Annotated in this window: 25 protein-coding genes and 1 other annotated feature; all 25 genes read left to right on the top strand. The window is 36.9% G+C overall.

The features are described from left to right. Positions 1-74 precede the first annotated feature (74 nt). The 25 genes from T529_RS0100665 to T529_RS0100785 all read left to right on the top strand — a co-directional run bounded on the left by T529_RS0100665 (position 75) and on the right by T529_RS0100785 (position 20359). Positions 75-896, top strand: a complete 822-nt coding sequence (locus tag T529_RS0100665; RefSeq protein ID WP_033161680.1) for a protein-ADP-ribose hydrolase — start codon at positions 75-77, stop codon at positions 894-896. A gap of 29 nt (positions 897-925) precedes the next feature. Continuing rightward, positions 926-1327 (top strand): arsenate reductase ArsC, encoded by a 402-nt coding sequence (locus tag T529_RS0100670; protein WP_033161681.1) that lies wholly within the window; start codon positions 926-928, stop codon positions 1325-1327. A gap of 80 nt (positions 1328-1407) precedes the next feature. After that, a complete protein-coding gene (locus T529_RS0100675) occupies positions 1408-2079 on the top strand; it encodes a response regulator transcription factor (protein WP_033161682.1) in 672 nt (223 codons plus the stop codon). After that, the gene (locus T529_RS0100680) at positions 2072-2983 is read left to right on the top strand and encodes a sensor histidine kinase (RefSeq protein WP_033161683.1); all 912 of its coding nucleotides are present in this window, start codon (positions 2072-2074) and stop codon (positions 2981-2983) included. The genes T529_RS0100675 and T529_RS0100680 overlap by 8 nt, the downstream gene beginning before the upstream one ends. Positions 2984-3070: 87 nt before the next feature. Next, positions 3071-3826, top strand: a complete 756-nt coding sequence (locus T529_RS0100685; protein WP_033161684.1) for an ABC transporter ATP-binding protein — start codon at positions 3071-3073, stop codon at positions 3824-3826. After that, positions 3826-5763: an FtsX-like permease family protein gene (locus T529_RS0100690; RefSeq protein ID WP_033161685.1), complete on the top strand. Its 1938-nt coding sequence runs from the start codon at positions 3826-3828 to the stop codon at positions 5761-5763. The genes T529_RS0100685 and T529_RS0100690 overlap by 1 nt, the downstream gene beginning before the upstream one ends. A gap of 97 nt (positions 5764-5860) precedes the next feature. After that, positions 5861-7297 carry an alanine/glycine:cation symporter family protein gene (locus tag T529_RS0100695; protein ID WP_033161686.1) on the top strand — a complete coding sequence of 479 codons (1437 nt, stop codon included), beginning with the start codon at positions 5861-5863 and terminating at the stop codon, positions 7295-7297. Between the two features lie 90 nt (positions 7298-7387). Next, the gene (locus T529_RS0100700) at positions 7388-7750 is read left to right on the top strand and encodes a DUF2200 family protein (protein WP_238560761.1); all 363 of its coding nucleotides are present in this window, start codon (positions 7388-7390) and stop codon (positions 7748-7750) included. 110 nt (positions 7751-7860) lie between these two features. Beyond that, complete coding sequence (locus tag T529_RS0100705) at positions 7861-8820, top strand: 3-hydroxyacyl-CoA dehydrogenase (RefSeq protein ID WP_033161688.1); 960 nt, start codon at positions 7861-7863, stop codon at positions 8818-8820. A 147-nt stretch (positions 8821-8967) separates the two neighbouring features. Beyond that, positions 8968-9975 (top strand): choloylglycine hydrolase, encoded by a 1008-nt coding sequence (gene bsh, locus T529_RS0100710; RefSeq protein WP_033161689.1) that lies wholly within the window; start codon positions 8968-8970, stop codon positions 9973-9975. Between the two features lie 62 nt (positions 9976-10037). Continuing rightward, positions 10038-11477: a hypothetical protein gene (locus T529_RS0100715; RefSeq protein ID WP_033161690.1), complete on the top strand. Its 1440-nt coding sequence runs from the start codon at positions 10038-10040 to the stop codon at positions 11475-11477. Positions 11478-11550: 73 nt separating this feature from the next. Further along, positions 11551-11907, top strand: coding sequence for a DUF1304 domain-containing protein (locus T529_RS0100720; RefSeq protein WP_033161691.1), 357 nt, complete (start codon positions 11551-11553; stop codon positions 11905-11907). An 80-nt stretch (positions 11908-11987) separates the two neighbouring features. Continuing rightward, positions 11988-12239, top strand: coding sequence for an RDAC family protein (locus T529_RS0100725; RefSeq protein ID WP_033161692.1), 252 nt, complete (start codon positions 11988-11990; stop codon positions 12237-12239). Between the two features lie 78 nt (positions 12240-12317). Beyond that, positions 12318-12995 (top strand): PAQR family membrane homeostasis protein TrhA, encoded by a 678-nt coding sequence (trhA, locus tag T529_RS0100730; RefSeq protein WP_033161693.1) that lies wholly within the window; start codon positions 12318-12320, stop codon positions 12993-12995. Between the two features lie 65 nt (positions 12996-13060). Then, complete coding sequence (gene lspA / locus T529_RS0100735) at positions 13061-13564, top strand: signal peptidase II (RefSeq protein WP_033161694.1); 504 nt, start codon at positions 13061-13063, stop codon at positions 13562-13564. Continuing rightward, complete coding sequence (locus tag T529_RS0100740; RefSeq protein ID WP_033161695.1) at positions 13534-14457, top strand: RluA family pseudouridine synthase; 924 nt, start codon at positions 13534-13536, stop codon at positions 14455-14457. Before lspA ends, T529_RS0100740 begins: the two co-directional genes overlap by 31 nt. Continuing rightward, positions 14450-14923: a deoxycytidylate deaminase gene (locus tag T529_RS0100745; protein WP_033161696.1), complete on the top strand. Its 474-nt coding sequence runs from the start codon at positions 14450-14452 to the stop codon at positions 14921-14923. Before T529_RS0100740 ends, T529_RS0100745 begins: the two co-directional genes overlap by 8 nt. Before the next feature lies 1 nt (position 14924). After that, on the top strand, positions 14925-15767 hold the full coding sequence (locus T529_RS0100750; protein WP_033161697.1) for a PHP domain-containing protein: 843 nt from the start codon (positions 14925-14927) through the stop codon (positions 15765-15767). A 74-nt stretch (positions 15768-15841) separates the two neighbouring features. Next, a complete protein-coding gene (locus T529_RS0100755) occupies positions 15842-16087 on the top strand; it encodes a hypothetical protein (RefSeq protein ID WP_033161698.1) in 246 nt (81 codons plus the stop codon). Between the two features lie 17 nt (positions 16088-16104). Beyond that, entirely contained in the window at positions 16105-16359 is a 255-nt protein-coding gene (locus T529_RS0100760; protein WP_033161699.1) for a hypothetical protein, read from the top strand. Positions 16360-16403: 44 nt separating this feature from the next. After that, positions 16404-16606, top strand: a binding site (T-box leader). 54 nt (positions 16607-16660) lie between these two features. Next, on the top strand, positions 16661-17440 hold the full coding sequence (locus T529_RS0100765) for a substrate-binding periplasmic protein (RefSeq protein ID WP_033161700.1): 780 nt from the start codon (positions 16661-16663) through the stop codon (positions 17438-17440). 19 nt (positions 17441-17459) lie between these two features. Next, entirely contained in the window at positions 17460-18143 is a 684-nt protein-coding gene (locus tag T529_RS0100770; protein WP_033161701.1) for an amino acid ABC transporter permease, read from the top strand. Positions 18144-18150: 7 nt separating this feature from the next. After that, positions 18151-18882 carry an amino acid ABC transporter ATP-binding protein gene (locus T529_RS0100775; protein WP_033161751.1) on the top strand — a complete coding sequence of 244 codons (732 nt, stop codon included), beginning with the start codon at positions 18151-18153 and terminating at the stop codon, positions 18880-18882. Continuing rightward, positions 18882-19994, top strand: a complete 1113-nt coding sequence (locus tag T529_RS0100780; RefSeq protein WP_033161702.1) for an aminotransferase class I/II-fold pyridoxal phosphate-dependent enzyme — start codon at positions 18882-18884, stop codon at positions 19992-19994. Before T529_RS0100775 ends, T529_RS0100780 begins: the two co-directional genes overlap by 1 nt. An 80-nt stretch (positions 19995-20074) precedes the next feature. Beyond that, positions 20075-20359 (top strand): post-transcriptional regulator, encoded by a 285-nt coding sequence (locus T529_RS0100785; RefSeq protein WP_033161703.1) that lies wholly within the window; start codon positions 20075-20077, stop codon positions 20357-20359. Positions 20360-20385 lie beyond the last annotated feature (26 nt).

Below are 20385 nucleotides of genomic sequence, written 5' to 3' on the forward strand. Positions count from 1 at the left end.
GTTAGATGATGTTGATTAGACACATTTATCCACATTTAAACACAAATAATAATGATTTAATAAGGAGGCTACTTATGGATCATGATACTCAAAGAATAACACTCTTAAAGGCGCTGCTTGATGATAATCCACAATATCGTCATCTTGAAATACCAACGGATAGTACAGAACAAAAACAACTTATCCGTGCATTAATGAATATCAGAATGCCTGAACCTATTAGTCAGGATATTCTTGATATTCAGGATGCCTATTTACAAGAAGAACAAAGAGAGGGCATTAATGCTATTAATACATTCTCACCAACAGATAAAGACAAACGTTTGTATCTTTGGCAAGGGGATATGACAACACTCAAGGTTGATGCCATCGTCAATCCAGCCAATAGTGCAATGCTTGGCTGCTTCCGTCCTTTGCATAATTGTGTTGATAATATCATTCACTCTAAAGCAGGCATCCAGCTTAGACTTGCATGCAATGACTACATGACAGACCAAGAACAAAAGTATGGCGAGAATTACGAAGAACCAACTGGCCAGGCGATGATTACAAAAGGCTATAACTTACCAGCCCATTATGTCATTCATACAGTTGGTCCAATCATCTCAGGTATACTTACGAAAAAGGATGAGGACTTGCTGGCAAGCTGTTATAAAGAATGCCTGACTCTTGCTTCCAATCACTATCTCACATCAATTGCCTTTCCATGTATTTCAACCGGTGTCTTTCGTTTTCCTCAGGACAAAGCTGCCAAAGTTGCAGTTAAGGCTGTACAGGAATGGCTGGATGCATGCAAAGATACATCTCTTCAAAAGATCATTTTCAATGTCTTTAAAGATGAAGATTATCATTATTATGATCAGCTTCTTAACAAACGTATTCCTTATAAAAGCTAATTTGTCTATTACACTCTAGGAGAAGAAAGATGAATAAACCGAAAGTCGCATTTATCTGCGTACATAATTCATGTCGTTCACAGATTGCTGAAGCATTGGGCAAATATTATGCTAGTGATGCCTTTGAAAGCTATTCAGCGGGCAGTGAGACAAAACCACAAATTAATCAGGATGCAGTGCGTCTTGTCAAAGAGCGATATGGTATTGATATGAATAAGACACAATATTCTAAACTGATTCATGATATCCCTGATCCAGATATCGCCATTTCCATGGGCTGTAATGTTGGCTGTCCTTATATAGGAAGAGGCTTTGATGACGACTGGGGACTTGAAGATCCAACAGGCAAGAATGATGAAGTCTTTTTAGAAATCATTGATGAAATTGAAAAGCACATTCTTCAATTAAAAGAACAGCTTAAACAAGACTAACCGGAAAATTTCCGGTTTTCTTTTGCTTTGGGTAGTAATTTTAAGGAAATTCGTATAGTCTTAGTCATAGAGGTGTTATCATGAAAATACTAATTGTTGAAGATGACCAAACATTATTTCAATTACTCGCAAATGAGCTTAACCAATGGGGCTATGAGACAAAGGGCGTAGAAAACTTCAATGAAGTTTATCAGGAAGTGCTGCACTTTCAGCCTGAACTCATTCTGATGGATGTGACATTGCCTTATTATAATGGTTTCTACTGGACGGAGAAGATTAGACAACATTCCAAAGTGCCTATTATCTTTATTTCCTCCCATAATGAATCCATGAATATTGTCCAAGCCATGCAATATGGTGCGGATGATTATATTGTCAAGCCAATCGATATTGCCGTAACGCGGGCAAAGATTCAGGCGGTCTTAAGACGTGCCTATGATTATGTCGTTGAAAGCGACAAATTAGCTTATAAGAATCTTTCTTTGAATTTAGCGGCCTGTAAGCTAGAAGGACAGGATATTAGCATCGATTTGACACGCACAGAGCTTTTGATTCTCGAATGTCTATTTCTTGCCAAGGATGATATTGCCAAAAGAGAAAGTATCATTGAACATTGCTGGCAAAGTGATCAGTTCATTGATGATAATACATTAGCTGTGAATATGACGCGTTTGCGCAAGAAGCTTACGAAAGTAGGTTTGTCTGATTTCATTATGACGAAGAAAGGTGTGGGTTATTATCTTCATGAATAAATTTATAGACTATCTAAAGAGTGAGTATCAGCTCTTTTTAGGCTTTCTCTTTGTCGCAATCACAAACCTCTTAGTTTTTCTCGTAGCCAGTCTTTCCTTAGAATATTACTGGCTTTTTATTGAAATTTTGCTTTTTGGACTTGCTGTCTATCTTGTCGCAAGATTTCCATCTTATCAAAAAGAACGTACTCTAGATGAACAGGTTGAAGAACTCAAAGAAGAAATCAAGAGGAATGAAAATAGCTATATTGATAAAAGAAAAGAGCTTGAAGAATATTTTCTGCTCTGGACCCATCAGATTAAGACACCAATCACCGTCTCTAAGCTGCTTTTTAGAACCTATGAAAATGCCCAAACAAAAGCCTTGGAAGAACAGATGTTTTATATTGAAGAATATACAAATATGGCGATGAACTATATTAAGCTTATTGACCGTAATGCCGATATGGATATTACTTATGTTGATCTTGATGAAATCATAAAAGTGGTCTTGAAAAAATATGCCATGCTTTTTATTGATAAGAAGATTTCGCTAAACTATGAACCAATTCATCAGCTAGTCATTGCTGATAGCAAGTGGCTCTCTATTATGATTGAACAGCTTATAGCCAATGCTGTGAAATATACAAATCAAGGATCAATTACTATTTCCTACAATAATGAAACAAGACAGCTTGCCATTAAAGATACAGGTATTGGCATACGTGAAGAAGATATACCTAAGATCTTTGATCGTGGCTATTCTGGATTTAATGGCCGTCTTAATGAGAAATCAAGTGGCTTGGGGCTCTATCTTGTAAGAAAGATTGCACTCTTGTTGAATATAGAGATTGATGTTGACTCTAAGCTTAATGTGGGTTCAACATTTTCTTTAAAGTTTCCTGCCAATCTTACAAATCTGTAAGATTGGGCATGACATTGTCATTTTAAATAAATGCAGCGCATTTTTAAATCCTATACAATAAGCATGTAAGAAACGGAGGAAGGTCTTATGGCATTATTAGAACTCAAAAATGTAAGACGTATTTATAAGACAAAAAATGTCACAACAACAGCATTAAAAGAAATTAACTTTACGGCAGAAGCTGGTGAATTCATATCCATCATGGGTGAATCAGGAGCTGGCAAGACAACACTCTTGAATATCATTGCCACACTTGATAAGCCAACAGCTGGTTCAGTTATTCTTAATGGCAAAGATATCAGTAATCTCAAAGATAATGAAATCTCTCAGTTTAGAAGAAATGAACTTGGCTTTGTATTTCAGGATTTCAATCTGCTCGATCAGTTCTCTAACCGAGACAATATCTACTTGCCCCTTGTTCTTTCCAACGAAGATGAATCAGTCATGAAGACAAGACTGGATCAATTGAAAGATCGACTCGGTATTGCTGAACTTCTCGATAAGTATCCCTATGAAATTTCAGGTGGCCAGAAGCAGCGTATTGCGATTGCAAGAGCGGTCATTACAAAGCCATCACTGCTATTGGCTGATGAACCAACAGGAGCATTAGATTCCGCTTCATCGGAAATGATTCTGAATCTCTTTACATCCATCAATGAAGCAGGCCAGACAGTCTTGATGGTCACACATTCCTTAAGAGCAGCAAGCTTCGCAAAAAGAGTTCTCTTTATTAAGGATGGTATTGTCTATCATGAAATCTATCGTGGTGATCATGAAAGCCAGCAGGACTTCATGGAACGCATTAATCAGGCTCAGATTGTCTTAAGCAGGGGTAAACATTAATGAACTTTGCGATTGCGAAGAAGTTTGCGAAAAAGAATCTTAAGGCAAACCGTTCATTACTCATTCCTTTTGTGATCTCCAGTGGTATCATGTTGATGCTTTTTAATATCATGGCGAGCCTGCTTGATAATCATTATGTACGCACAAGACATGAAACACTATCAGTATTTATGATGCTAGGATTAATCGTTATTGCGATATTAGCAGTGATCTTTGTCCTCTATTCAACAAATTTCTTGATGAAGAGAAGAAATAAGGAATTTGCCCTCTATGGTATTCTAGGGTTAGAGAAGAAGCATATAAGAAAAATTATCTCTCTTGAATATCTTGTTCTCTTTACACTTATTGGCCTCATGGCTGTTATTGGTGGCTACGTCTTTGGTCAGCTGACATTCTTAGGCGTCAATAAGCTGATGAAGGATGTCACTGGTGGACTTATGGACTTCCCATTTAGTCTGACAGCTCTTCTTATGACAATGGTGGCGCTCGTTGTGCTTTATATCATAACAGTGGCAAGAAGCACGGTAGGCATCTATCTTTCAACTCCAGCAACTCTGCTTCAAAAAGGACATAGTGGTGAAGGTGAACCCAAGTCACGCTATGTGCTCATGATTGTGGGCTTTGCATCACTTGCTGCAGGTTATATTATGGCTTTGACAATCAAGGGTGTTCTTTCAGCCGTATCCTATTTCTTTATTGCTGTAGGCTTTGTCATGCTTGGCACATATCTTCTTTATATCTCATTCTCCATTATTGTCCTCAAGGCACTTAAGAAAAGAAAAAGCTATTATCAGCCTGTTCATTTCCTTAATATTAGCGGCTTACTTTATCGTATGAAGAGTAATGCTGTTGCTTTGGCAAGTATTACGATCTTATCAACAGCAGTAATCGTCACAGTTTCTGCAACAGCTGCCATCTATGGCAATATTCAGACAATGGCCACAAATGCCTATCCACGTACTTATCAGGTAAAGTTTTATGGCAAAGTCAATGCTGAAAACTACAAGATTGCTCAAGAAAAGATGACAAAGTTCGTCTATAATACAGCTAAAGACCCAAAACATATTAAAAATGTATATACTGCCTTTAATATGTCCATCTATTGTCAGGAAAAAGGCAATAAGTTCACTTCATATCAAGAAGGTGCCCGCCCATGTTATCTTGAAGTGACTGAACTCAATGGTTATAATCAGTTCTATCATCAAAATGCAACGCTTAAAGACAATGAAGTCTTAATGAATTCTAATATCAAAAAGAAGTTACCAGATACAATTATCATAAAAGACAAGACATATAAAGTAAAACCTGTCAGTGATAATTTACTTGGTGAATATGGTGTTGATGCATATGGCTTAGTTGTCAAAGATGTTGATACAATGTTCACCATCAGCAATGATGTCAAAATCAGACAGGGTAGTGCAAGAATTGTGCCAGAAATGAACTGGGATCTTGAAGGAGAAAGCAATGAAGCCTTCTATGCAAAGCTGAAGAAGTCTAATCATAACTATTCAGTCTATACACGTCAGGAATATCTCAAGAGTGTTTATGAACTCAATGGTGGTTTCCTCTTCCTTGGTATTATCATTGGCATTGTCTTCTTGACAGGTACAATTCTGATTACATACTATAAACAGATGAGCGAAGGTTATGAAGATCGTGATAAGTATCAGGTGATGAAGAAAGTGGGACTTTCCGACCGCCTCATTAAGAAAACAAGTTCGTCACAGGTTGTCTGGATGTTCTTTACGCCACTTATTGTCGCGAGTATTCATTGTCTTGTTGCTTCAAAGATCATCTTTGAATTATTACATATGTTCGCAATCACAAAATATATGCAGTATGGCATTTATTTCATTGCAGTTACGCTTATATTCGTGATTGTTTACTTTATTATTTTCAAGCTTACATCAAGAGCTTACTATCGTATTGTGCAGTAAGAAGCGTCTATTCAGGCGCTTTTTTTTTTGATTTTTTGTTGATTATTGGCGTATTCTTGCGTAAGATGGACACAGTATGTGAAGGGAAGTAGAATTCATGTTTCAAACAATCGAAAAATTATTGATTCAAATAGATCATTTTGTCTGGGGGATTCCTCTTATTGCCCTGATTCTTTGTGGCGGCATTATGCTGACAATAAGAATGGGCTTCTTGCAGATTCGAAAATTGCCACTCGCACTAAAGTGGATGGTGGCTAGTGAAGAAGATGGCGAAGGGGAAGTCAGCAGCTTTCAAGCTCTATGTACAGCCTTAAGTGCAACAATTGGTACTGGGAATATCGTTGGAGTTGCAACTGCCGTGACAACCGGTGGACCAGGGGCAATCTTCTGGCTGAATATAGCCGCGTTATTTGGCATGGCAACAAAGTATGCTGAAGGTCTTTTAGCTATTAAATATCGTACAGTTGACAAGGACGGACATGCCCTAGGTGGACCTTTCTATTATATTGAAAGAGGGATGGGTGATAAATGGAAGCCTCTCGCTAAGCTCTTTGCCTTCTTTGGTGTTTGTGTTGGGACATTTGGAACAGGGACATTTACTCAGGTCAATGGTATCAGTAGTGCAGTGGCGAATTTCTTTGATCCAAAAAATAGTCATCTTGTATCTATTCCTCATCTTGGTTCATATAATCTTGTTGTCATTATTTCTGCAATACTTCTTACCATCTCCGCTGCGCTTGTGCTTTTGGGTGGGCTTAAACGGATTGCCCAAGTCACAGAAATTATAGTTCCTTTTATGGCAGTTGCCTATATTGCCAGTGTTGTTGTGCTCATGGTGACAAATGTTACAGCTATTCCTTTAGCTATTAAGATCATTATTGAAGGTGCTTTTAATCCACGTGCTGTTACTGGTGGGGCTATTGGTTCAATGATGATCGTGATGCAGACAGGTATTGCAAGAGGCGTATTCTCAAATGAAGCAGGACTTGGTTCAGCACCAATTGCTGCGGCGGCTGCTAAAACCAAAGAACCAGTACGTCAGGGCTTGGTTTCTATGACTGGTACATTTATCGACACTATCCTTATTTGTACAATGACAGGCTTAAGTATTGTCATTACTGAAGCTTGGAAAGTGCCAGGATTAAAGGGCGTTACCGTAACATCCTATGCCTTTAGTCATGGTCTCCCATTCTCAAATACAGTTGCTTCATTTATCTTGATGATGTGTCTTGTTTTCTTTGCCTTTACAACAATTCTCGGCTGGAACTATTATAGTGAAAGATGTCTTGAATACTTGACGCCATCTAAGAAAGCAAACAAGGCCTTTAAATATATCTATATTTTTAATGTCTTTATTGGGTCATTTATTTCACTTAGTACAGTATGGACAATATCCGATATCTTTAATGGACTTATGGCTATACCAAATATGATTGCAATCTTTGCTTTAAGCGGTGTTATTGTCAAGGAAACAAAGGCATTTTTCAAAGAAGACAAACAGGAAATTCTAGATATCAGTACGGAAGTCAATTAAGAGGTTTGATTTGACCTCTTTTTTGTTAAAGGGTTTTTGAAAGCAAAAGAAAACTGTATAATATACTTATAAAAGGGTGGTGTTACATAAGTGAGCGACAAGATATTTACGATGGAATTTAGAAAAATTTATGATTTGCTTGTAAAAAAAGCAGTTCGAAAAATGCATACGCCTGAAGAAGTAAATGAGCTGATCTGCTGGATAACAGGCTATTTGCCAAGTGACCTCAATAAACTGGCAGAAGAGCCCATCACATATGCTGATTTTATCTTAAATGCGCCCCATTGGAATGATGGCAGTAAAAATATTAAAGGAAAGATTTGTGGTGTAAGAATTGAAACGATTGAGGATCCTATAATGTGGAAGATACGTTGTCTTGATAAAATAATTGATGAATTGGCAAAGGGGAAGCGTGTTGATCAGATCATTGGCAAGTATGAGAAAGATGAATAAGCTTTCTCTTTTTTTCTTTTCAAGCAAATCATTAGTAAAGGCTAACATGACGTGCTATGATATTTATAGAAATAAATTTCTTAAAATAAGTAATAAAGGAGATGTAAGAAATGAAAAAAGTAGTTGTAGTCGGTGGTGGCGTTTTAGGCACTCAGATTGGCTTGATTGCTGCATACTGGGGCAATGATGTTACATTCTGGCTAAGATCAGAAGGTTCAATTGGCAGAACTGAACCAAAAATCAAGAGATATTCTGCCCTTATGCTTGAGGACTTAAAAAAGGCAAAAGCATTAATTGGTAATCCAATGGGTGCTTATCTCTATCCTCATGGAATGATCAAGGACTGGGCGAGTGTAACGCCTGAAAAGATTGATGAACTGATTGCTCAGGGTGAAGCCAATCTGACAAATAATGTTCATATTTCATTAGATATGGCAGCTGTTATTCCTGGTGCTGATATTATTGTTGAATCAATGTCAGAAAATGTTGAAGCTAAAAAGGCTGTATATGAAAAGATGCGTGATCTCATAGATGAACATACAATTCTTGTCACAAATTCATCAACATTATTACCAAGTATGTTTGAGAAATATACAGGCTGTCCTGAAAGATATCTAGCAATGCACTTTGCGAATACAATCTGGAAGAATAATACAGCAGAAATCATGGGACATCCAGGTACATCAGAAGATGCCTATAATAAGATTGTGGAATTTGCAGGTGAAATTGGCATGGTACCTCTATGCTTACATAAAGAACAGCCAGGTTATATTCTTAATTCCATGCTTGTGCCATTCTTAAATGCTGCTCAGGCATTATGGGCTAATGAAGTTGCTGATCCACGGACAATTGATAAGACATGGGAAATTGGTACTGGCGCACCTGCTGGTCCATTCAAGATTCTCGATATCGTTGGTCTTGAAACTGCCTATAATATCAATCTTATGAATCCAAAAACAAAAGAAGAAGGTTCAATCAATTATAAGATCGATAAGCTTCTAAAAGAGAAGATTGACAAAGGTGAAACTGGTGTCAATGCTGGTAAAGGCTTCTACGACTATAAGAAATAATACAAAGGGCATGATCATTCATGCCTTTTATTTGTATGCGTGAAAACTCCGTTTATACGCTATATATGTTGTAATATTATCATAGCGTTGTATAATATGAGTAGCGAATCTCTTTTCAAAGAAGAGTGTACATAAGGAGGCTTAAAAATGTGTACAGCAGCAACTTATAAAACAAAAGACTTTTATTTTGGGAGAAATCTAGATTTGGAATTCTCTTATCATGAAACAGTTACGGTAACACCAAGAAATAAGGTTTTCGCATTACGTCATGCTGGTCAGCTCGATCATCATTATGCATTAATAGGCATGGCATTTGTAGTAGGAGATTATCCTCTCTATTATGATGCAACAAATGAAAAAGGATTGAGCATGGCTGGATTGAACTTCCCTGGTAATGCACATTATAATAAGGTTGTTGAAGGAAAGGATAATATCGCTTCGTTTGAACTAGTTCCTTGGCTTCTTGGACAGTGCGCTAATGTGGAAGAAGCTAAGACTTTGCTTGAACGTATTAATATTACTGATGATGCCTTCAGCAAAGAGCTTCAGCCATCACCATTACATTGGATGATTGCTGATAAGAATCAGACAATCGTTTTTGAACAGACTGTCAATGGTGGTAAAATTTATGATAATCCTGTTGGAGTCATGACAAATAATCCAACGTTTGATTACCATCTCTTACATTTAGCTGACTATATGAATGCTTCAGCTGATGTTCCAGAAAACAAGTTAGCTAAGGGTGTTCAGTTTAATGCCTACTCGAGAGGAATGGGTGGATTTGGCATTCCTGGTGACCTGTCATCGGCATCACGTTTTGTCAAGGTAGCTTTCACAAAGATGAATTCCATTTCTGGTGATAGTGAAAGTGCTAGCATTTCGCAGTTCTTCAAGATTCTTGGCTCGGTAGAACAACAAAAAGGATGTTGCCGTTTAAGCTATGAAGATGATGGCACACCTGTTTGTGAATATACAATCTATTCAAGCTGTTGTAATACGGATAAGGGCATTTACTACTATACGACATATGAGAATAGCCAGATCAGTGCTGTCGATATGCATAATGAAGATCTTGATGGCAGTTCGACAGTTTCCTATGAGCTTGTCAAAGATCAACAAATTAATTATCAAAACAAACCAAATGCCGCAGAATAATCATGAAGTGGTCTCATCAGGCCACTTTTTTGTTATAATGGGGGAGGAGGTTTTCTTTAAAGATGAAAGGTAAAACATTATTTATCATATATCAAGCAGGGAGAATTATTACAGCTATCATACTTAGTATCTGTGTTATTTTCTTGTTTCTAAAAACACAAATGCTTCAGGCAATTAATATACTGGGGGTAAGTGTTGTAATCTTTTCATGGCTTGTGCTCGAAGTGTTTTGTATTCTCACCTTAAATGCCTATATTAGAAATAAAAGTATGAAGTTATCTAATGAAGAACATCTTGCCTATGTTACATTATTAACTCAAAAGGTCTATAAGAGAAATAAGAAGCTTAAGGCATATGGATTGCTTTTGATGGCAAGAGATGAACTTCTCTTAGGATATCATGGAAAGGCGCAAGAAACACTTCACTCGATTGTGATTGAAAACTTGAATCCGAACCAACAAAAACTCTATTATTTCCTTCAGGTTGTTTTAAGTGTGCTTTTCAATCAGGACAGCCATGATCCTCTTGTTCGCTATAATGCCATTAAGTCAAAAAGTGAGCAATGTCCTGATGATGAAGAAGTCAAAAAGGCTGTTGAAGAAAAACAAAATGATGAGCTTATCAAGATGATGCAAAGAACAAGGGTAGTGAAGCACATACCGTCCTGTCTTACTTTTATTTTAGGGCTGATGATTTTTCATATCATTTTCTTTCATGGTTTGTCAACGCAATTAAATACAAGATGGATATTAAGACCAAGATATAACTTATTTGCCTCTTTGATTGCTTATTTGTTTTTTGTTTTATTATCAGGATTTGTGCTTTATAAGACCTACCGAGTTCGCAAAATGAATCATGAGCTTTCAACATTGCATAAAGCAATCCATATCATAATAAGCGTTATTTTGATGCTTGTTGTACTGGTGGCATGCACATATTATGGTGTTGCTTCTCTCTTTCTTAATGATGTTAAGGAAAGAAAGATTGCGAATCCTGCACAAAATGCGTATGCCTCATGGAAGTATTATGAAATCACCGATAACAACGGTTATACTACTACAAAGAACTACTATTATAGCCAGGATGGTCTCTTTTTCTTAAAAGCAAACTTGCCAGTTAGAAAATCTACTCAGAATAAACAAATGACGCAAAGTGTACCATCTCAAGAAACACAGACAGAACCTGCACCAACCACACAGAATGACCCTATTGACAACAAGCAAGCTATTCTAGCTGTCTATAATTTCATAAAACAAGAAAGTCCTCTTGATCAGATGCAGTTAGAATATTTATATGATGCAAAGGGCAATCTCTATGCCAGGGTCGGCCAAAAGAAAGACAATGGCAAAACATATTCCTATACACTTAATGACAATGGCATGAAAAGCGGTCAACGAGAGATTGTCCTAGAAAGACAAAGCGGATCGGAAGATGTACAGCTTGTTGATTTCTATTTGTATGATGGCAATAAGGTCGCTGATGAACATAAGACGAGCTGGTAAAATTTTATAAAATTATATTGCTTGCAATATATTAGAATTATGTTATACTGAGGACACGTTAAGGAGATTATTTATGAGTATAATTACAGAAATATTAGCCGTATTCGTTGCTTTAGAATTTTTCTATATTATGTATTTGGAGACTTTCGCAACAACAAGCGATAAGACAAGTCAGGTTTTCCAAATGTCAAAAGAAGAACTATCAAGAGATTCAGTGAAGACACTATTTAAGAACCAGGGCGTTTATAATGGCTTAATCAGTATCTTGATTTTAATAGCATTATTTGTTTTTACTAGTAAGATAGCCATTATGATCTTGATGGGCTATATTATTCTTGTGGCACTGTATGGTGCTATTACAAGCAATCCAAAAATTCTGCTTATGCAAGGTGGTCTAGCCATTCTTACATTGATAAGTGCTTTATTCTAAGATGGGATATAGGATTCCATCTTTTCTTATGGTCATATTCAGGACATATTTCTTCGATAGATTATTTGCGAGGTGAGTGTATGTTTACAAGTCAGGTTGATATGAAAATGGTTCTTGAAATTAATAAGAGTCTAAGAGACCATCAAATGCTAAGTGAAGTTCATACATATTCTGGTTGTGCTACATGTGGCTTGAGGCTGATGAGAAAAAATAATGAAGATATCAATATGATTCTTGATATCATTCAAGATTATCTAGATACAAAATGGATGAAAGTCTCACTTAATACCTACGATGAAGAGATGCTTTATATTAATTCTAAGTTTGAATAATATATCATCTAGTATTGAATACGAGATGTATTGACATTGAATATTAAAAGTGTTATCCTACGTCCAGGAGGCGATAGTATGGAACGAACAAAACTTAAAGATAGAGTCTTGCCAAGCTATACAAAAGGTGAAGAAATCTTCAATATGGTAACCCATATAGTTGGTGGAGCAATGGGCGTTGTTGCCTTAGTGCTCTGTGTTATCTTTTCAGCTATTCACCATGATGGCTATGCATTGGCAGGCAGTATTGTCTATGGCTTAAGCATGATTATTCTTTTTACAATGTCATCAATATATCATGGCATTAGTCCTAAGCATCAAATCGCAAAAAAAGTATTTCAGATTATGGACCATGATACGATTTTTGTCTTGATTGCAGGAACATATACACCTATCCTGCTTGTAACGATTCGAGAAGCTGATCCATTCTGGGCATGGACACTCTTGGCTATTGTCTGGGGTATATCTATTTTAGGTATTGTCCTGAATTCCATCGATATTGAACGCTTTAAAGTATTCTCGATGATTTGCTACTTAGGGTTGGGATGGTGCATCGTATTTAAGTTCAACTTATTATTAAGTCATATGGCACTTAATGGTATTATCTTGCTTGTTGCTGGAGGAGTTGCCTACACGGTTGGATGTATTTTCTATAAGCTAGGGGATACAAAGAAATATATGCATTCTATATGGCATATATGGATTCTTATTGGTGCATTATGTCATTTCCTGACAATTTTGCTTTATGTCATCTAACTCAATTCTATATTGAATTGAGTTTTTTTTATGAACCCTCTATAATAGTCACGAAGGAGATAAATATGAAAATATCTAATCGTAATAAAATACTATATTTATTAACTATTTTAGTTGTTCTTGGGGGTGATCTTCTTACCAAAACAATCGTCAATCATCAAATGAAAGTAGGAGCAAGTTATGAGCTTATTGAGAACTTCTTCTATTTCACAAATATCCATAATACAGGTGCAGCCTGGGGTATATTTGCGGGACATATAGAATTCTTTTATGTCATTACAATTATTGCAGCGATAGCCATTATCTATTATTTTTTACACTCTAATGAAGACCAGGCGATTTTCCGATATGGGCTTGTACTTGTCTTTGCTGGTTTATTAGGTAATCTTTATGATCGTGTTATTTTTAAATATGTGCGCGATTTTATTGATTTTATTATTTTTGGTTATGATTTCCCAATCTTTAATGTAGCGGATATGGGCGTGGTGATTGGGATGTTTTTGATTATTATTGATTTATTAATAGGAGAATATAAACAATGGAAATTCAATCAATCACACCCACAGTAGAAGAAAAGGGTATGCGTATTGACAAGCTTCTACAAAAGCATTTCATAGATGAAAGCAGAACAACTCTTCAGAACTGGATCAAAGAAGGTTGTGTCTGCATCGATGATAAGCCTGTCAAGGCAAGTCGCAAGGTAGAGCCTAATGAAGTGATTAATGTTACAATTCCTGATCCAGTTGATACAACAATTGCACCAGAAAATATTCCTCTTGATGTTGTCTATGAGGATCATGATGTTATTGTTGTTAATAAGCCATCAGGTATGATTGTTCATCCAAGTGCAGGCATCTACTCAGGTACGCTCGTGAATGCGTTGCTTTATCACTGTGATGATTTATCAAGCATTAATGGTGTTAACCGTCCAGGTATTGTCCATCGTATCGATAAGGAAACAAGCGGACTCTTAATGGTTGCGAAGAATGATAAGGCACATCGCTCTTTATCTGCACAGCTTGAAGAACATAGTGTCATTAGACGTTATGTAGCTCTTGTCCATGGTGTCATCCCTCATAATAAGGGACGTATAGTTGCACCAATTGGTCGTGATCCTGATGATCGACAGAAAATGGCAGTTACTGACAAGAATGCTAAAGAAGCAATCACCAACTTTACGGTGCTAGAACGCTTTGATGATATGACCTTAATTGAATGTCGTCTAGAAACAGGAAGAACACATCAGATTCGTGTGCATATGCAATATATCGGCTATCCGGTCTATGGTGATCCAAAATATGGCAGACGTTCGGATGACACAAGTCATGGACAGTATCTTCATGCAAAGATTCTTGGCTTCAAGCATCCAACAACAGGAGAACAAATGCTTTTTGAAGCAAAACTACCAGATTATTTTGAAGAGAAGATTGAAGAATTGAGACAGGTGAAGAATAATGGCTAATACAGTATTATCCTGGGATGAGTACTTTATGGGAGTCGCTAAGCTTTCAGCTTTACGTTCAAAAGATCCTAATACACAAGTAGGATGCTGCATTGTGAATACGAATAACCGTATTGTTGGAGTTGGCTACAATGGCATGCCCTGGGGATCGGAAGATAGTCATATGCCTTGGGATGTTCGAAGTGGATCTTTAGAGGAGACTAAATATGCCTATGTTGTGCATGCAGAATTAAATGCCATTCTTAATTCTACATCTGACCTACATGGCTGTCGCCTCTATGTTTCCTTATTTCCATGCAATGAATGTGCAAAGGCTATTGTTCAGGCAGGAATTAAAGAAATTATCTATGAAGATGAAAAATACAAGAATACTCCTGGTGATATCGCTTCAAAGCGTATCTTAAAGGCCGCAGGTGTAAAATGTCGGAAAGTTCCTCATCTTGAAGTTCAGGTAAAAAGAGGCTAATATGAGCTATTCACATATTGACTTACATATGCATTCAACATGTAGTGATGGCAGTGATGATCCATTAACTTTGCTGGAGCATGTAAGAGAAGCACATATCACTACTTTTAGCTTGACTGATCATGATACGATTAAAGGCAATGCTATAATAAGAGAACATGTACAACAAGATATGACTTTTATCAATGGCATTGAATTTTCAACAATTACACCAATACGACAGGCACATATTCTTGGCTATGGCTTTGATGAAACGAATGAAGTGCTTATTGAAGCCATTCAAAAAGGAGAAGCTTTGCGCAAGCATAAGTTAGAAGTGCGTCTCGGTTATCTGAAGCAACAAGGCGTTATCTTAAAAGAAGAAGATATTGATGATCTAAGAAGCTTGGAGATTGCTGCAAAGCCGCATATCGCCCGTGCTTTAATAAAGAATGGCTATGGCTCAACAATTACGGAAGCCATCAATACCTATTTATCAGGTTGTCCTCAAGAAAATGACCGTCTGGATGCAAGAAGTGCGATTAAAGCAATCAAGGCGGCTATAGGAAGGGTGATCTGGGCACATCCATTGGGCGGTGAAAATGTTAAAAGGATGAGTGAAGAACGATTCTATAAACAACTGCATTTTTTACTTGATGCAGGGATTGAAGGACTTGAAGTCTATTATTCGCGTTATAATCAAGATGAGGTGGCATTTTTAGAAAATGTTGCTAATAAGTATCATTTGCTTATAAGCGGAGGCAGTGATTACCATGGCAAGAATAAGAATATTCATCTCGGAGAATTGAATGCCTTTGGTAAAGAAATTGTCAAGGAAAAGTTAACGATCATAGAAAATATATGATTTTTGAAAAAAACGAGTAATCTGTTTGAACATCTTACACCTTTCGATATACTGAGCTTAAAGAAGGTGAAGATATGAATAACAAGGCTTATGAAAGTGGCTATCTTGAAGGAAAGAGCGAAGGCTTTGAGCAAGGGGTTAGCTATGGGGCAAACCGAATGTTTGAAACAATCTTCACGGCATATCAGGAGAATGGGCTATCGCTAAAGAAACTCAAGAAAATCCAAAAGGAATTCTTTGATTCATTAGAAGCTAGTAATGGAGATGAGAATATTGCTGATTTCACAATGGCTGATGAAGTGGAAGAATTTAATGATTAAAAGCTGGAGGAGAAGATATGCAGGCGTTATTAAGTATTTTAGCCCTGATTGGGGCTGCAATATGCCTTTATATCACTGTCAAATGCTTCATGCTGCATAGTGATATTGAGGAATTTCATGCATCATGTTCAAGATATCTGGATGAGATTCAGGAAGTGAATAAGGAACTTGATGAAGCTGAAATAAATTTACGAGCATTAAATCGCACTATTGAGCTTACAAATAAGATTGCTAGCAAGATTAATGCGTTCTTGGATAAATTTGCGTTTTAATTGTTGACAAATGCAAAATGCATGTTTATTATATTCGTAAATAAACAAACTTAGTGACGAAGAGAGTAGTCCTGCTTGAGGCTTATAGCGACCTAGTGGTGGTGAAAGACTAGGAGGGAGAGCATGATGAACCGCACTTCTGAAAGGTTTGCCTGAATGAGTAGGGCAAAAGGTTTTCCGCCTTAAGGATAGAGAGGATTCTAAGGAATCAAGAAGAGTGGTACCGCGTACTTATTACGTCTCTTGCATATGCAAGAGACGTTTTTCGTTATTGAGTTAAAAGTGTAGGGGGATAAAGATTATGAAAACAAAGAAATTATTAACAATTGCTTTAACTGGTGTTGTTGCTGTTGGTTTAGTTGGCTGTGGTGCTTCAGGCGATAAGACATCAAATGGCAAGAAAGTTGTGACTGTAGAAATTGCTACTTCTCCAGACTATCCACCATATGAATCATTAGACAAGAAAGGTAATATTGTTGGCTTTGATGCTGATATGGTGAAATATCTTGATAAGGCCATGGATACAAAGGATACTGATTATAAGTTCCATTGGAATCAGATGAGCTTTGATAACATCATCAGTCAGATTCAGGCTGATCAGGTTGATTTAGGAGTATCAGGTTTCACTTATGACAAGAAGAGAAAAGTAGAATGGTCTAATCCATATACTGCAACTGCTCAGGTCGCTGTTGTCGCAAAGAATTCAGCTATTAATTCACCTAAAGATCTTGAAGGCAAGAAGCTAGCTGCTCAGGCAGGCGCAACTGGCGAAGAAGCTGCTAAATCAGTCAAAGGTGCTCAGGTTTCAACTGTCAAGAATGCTCAGCAGATCTTCCCTGCTTTAACTGCTGGTCAGTATGATGCAATTATCGTTGACTTAGCGGTTGCTAATGAATATGCAAAAAATGGTGCATACAAAGTGCTTGATCAGTCATTATTAGATGAAAAGAACTACATCATTGCTAAACAGGGTAATAAAGATTTAATCAAAGCTGTTAATGCTGGCTTAAAGAAATTCATGTCTAGTGATGATTATAAGACATTAACTGACAAATATGGCTTAAAAGCTTACAAGGCTTAATCCTTAAAGGAGGAATTCAATGTTTCCAGCGTTCAGTAAAGTTGTAACATTAGAAAATTTATTAATCTTACTTAAAGGGGCTCTGCTGTCATTAGGACTGGCAGCAGGTTCTCTTTTAATCGGTTTGGCAATCGCAATCTTAATTGCTTTACTACGTTTTTCAACAAAGAAGATCTGTCATATTATTGCCAACATCTATGTAGAATTCTTTAGAGGTACACCAATGCTTGTTCAGATTATGTATCTCTTTACGGTTGTTCCTATTGTCATTTCCTTGATTGTAGGACATCGTGTCAGAATCAATCCTGTTATTGTTGGTCTTATAGCCCTGAGCTTAAACTCTGGGGCCTATCAGGCTGAATATATTCGTGGGGGCATTAATGGTGTGGACAAAGGACAGAAAGAAGCTTGCGAAACACTTGGCTTATCGCGTACGGATATGATGCGCTTTGTCATCTTGCCACAGGCTTTCAGACTTGCTATTCCTTCAATGGTTGGGGAATTCGTGACTTTGATTAAGGATTCATCATTGCTTATGACAATTGGTGCTCTTGAACTCTTTGGCCAGGCCAATAAGATTGGTAATATCTACTATGATTATATGACACCAGAAACAATTTCCATTTTCTATTATCTCATTATGACATTAACGATTTCATATTTTGCAAGAAAGCTAGAAAAGAGGTTAGCAAGAAGTGTCTAATACAACAATGATTAAAGTAGAACATATTTCAAAACAATTTGGTTCTCTAAAAGCACTTGATGATGTTTCTTTAGAAGTTTCTAAAGGTGAGATCGTTTGCTTGCTTGGCCCATCAGGCTCTGGTAAGTCAACACTGATTCGTGCCATCAATGGTCTTGAGACACCGGAAAATGGAAAGATTTATTTTGAAGGCGAAGAGTATGATAAGAAGAATGCTGCTAAATATCATCAGCAACGCTTAAAGATGGGCTTTGTTTTCCAGCATTTCAATCTCTTTCCAAATATGACGGTTTTAGAAAACTTGACTTTAGCGCAGATCAGAGTCAAGAAGATTGATGAAAAACAGGCAGAAGAGACAGCCATGCGTTATTTAACACGTGTTGGCTTAGCTGAAAAACGTGATGAATATCCTAATAAATTATCAGGCGGGCAGAAGCAGCGTGTAGCCATTGCTAGAAGTCTTTGCATGAATCCTGATATTATGCTTTTTGATGAACCAACAAGTGCTCTTGATCCTGAAATGGTTGAAGAAGTCCTTGAAGTTATGCAGTCACTAGGCAAGGAGGGCATGACAATGATCATTGTCACACATGAAATGGGCTTCGCACGTACCGTAGCTGATCGTGTTGTTTTCCTTGAAGATGGACACATTGTGGAAGAGAATGAAGCTAAGGCATTCTTCAGCCATCCACAAAGTGAACGTGCCCAGCTATTCTTAAGTAAGGTTATGCATCAATAATGAAATTATCAAAGTTTGATACGGAAATCTGGATGACTGATCATGAAGGTGATTGCCTTTATAATCTTGCTGATACATGTGTTAAGCCAATGACCATCAAAGATCTAGAAGAACTGATTCATAAGGATCTGTCTGAAGATATCAGACAGATTCTCTTTGATTATGGTCCAATTACTGGTAGTGATGCGCTTAAAGATGAAATTCTTAAAATGTATAAGAAGGGCACAAGAGATCATATCACGATCACCAATGGCGCAGTAGCTGCTAATCACCATGTGATGATGACATTGCTTGAACCAGGTGATCATATTGTGGCGCTTACCCCAGGTTATCAGCAATTCTATAGTTATCCAGCATCAATTGGGTGTACGTATGACCTCATTGAGCTTAAAGAAGAAAATAACTGGCAACCTACAATTGAAGATTTTAAGGCGGTTATGAATGAAAAAACCAAAATGCTTTGTCTGAATTCGCCAAATAATCCAACTGGCACAGTACTCAAGAAAGCATTTCTAGAAGAACTTGTGGAGCTGGCAAGACAATATGACTGTTATATCTTAATTGATGAAATCTATCGTGGGTTAAGTCAAAATCCCGAACCAGCTATTTCTGATATTTATGAAAAGGGCATTTCTACAAACTCTCTTGCTAAGCTCTATTCCTTTGCAGGACTCAGACTTGGCTGGATCAAAGGTCCACAAGATGTCATTGAAGCGATTAATTATCGTAGAGATTATACAATGATTTCTACTGGAGCATTTTCTGACTATATGACGAGGGTCGTCTTAGAAAATAAAGAAGCTGTTCTCAATAAGAATAGAAAGATTGTCGAAAAAAATAAAATGATTCTTCAAGAATGGCTAAAGAAAGAAAAGCGTATAACTTGTGTTATTCCTGATGATGGAACGGTATGTTTCTTGCATTATCATCTCGATTATCCTTCAAACAAGCTATGTATTGAACTGCAAGAGAAATATGGTGTTTTCTTTGTGCCGGGATCATGTTTCAACATGGAATACCATTTGCGTTTTGGCTTTACAAGCTTACCAGAAAAAGTAGAAAAGGGACTCACGTTGTTTTCCCAGTATCTTGATCAAATAGCGGCTGAATAATTCAGTCGCTTTTTTAAAATAATGCTTTATTGTCATGGCATTGTTATGTATAATTGAATGTTGTAGAAGGAAGTGTAACTATGGAATTGAATCCCAGACATTTGCCCAATGAGATCAATTTCCTCATTCATTCCAAAGCATATGAATTTGGAAGGGAAGGCATACAAAAAATAGATGCCAACGATATCAAAGATTATTTATATCATGTTTCATGGCGCAATAAAGAAGAAATAGAGTTATGTGATATGGTGGATGACATCATGTCTTTATCATTCTCTACGCTTTTTGATTACATGAAAGCTAAAGTCATTAAGGAAGCTCAGAATAAGGATATTTCTGACTTCAATGACTTAATTTTCAAATAACTGTTTGTACAGTTATTTTTTCTTTT

Source organism: Sharpea azabuensis DSM 18934, assembly GCF_000702165.1.
GTDB lineage: Bacteria > Bacillota_I > Bacilli_A > Erysipelotrichales > Coprobacillaceae > Sharpea > Sharpea azabuensis.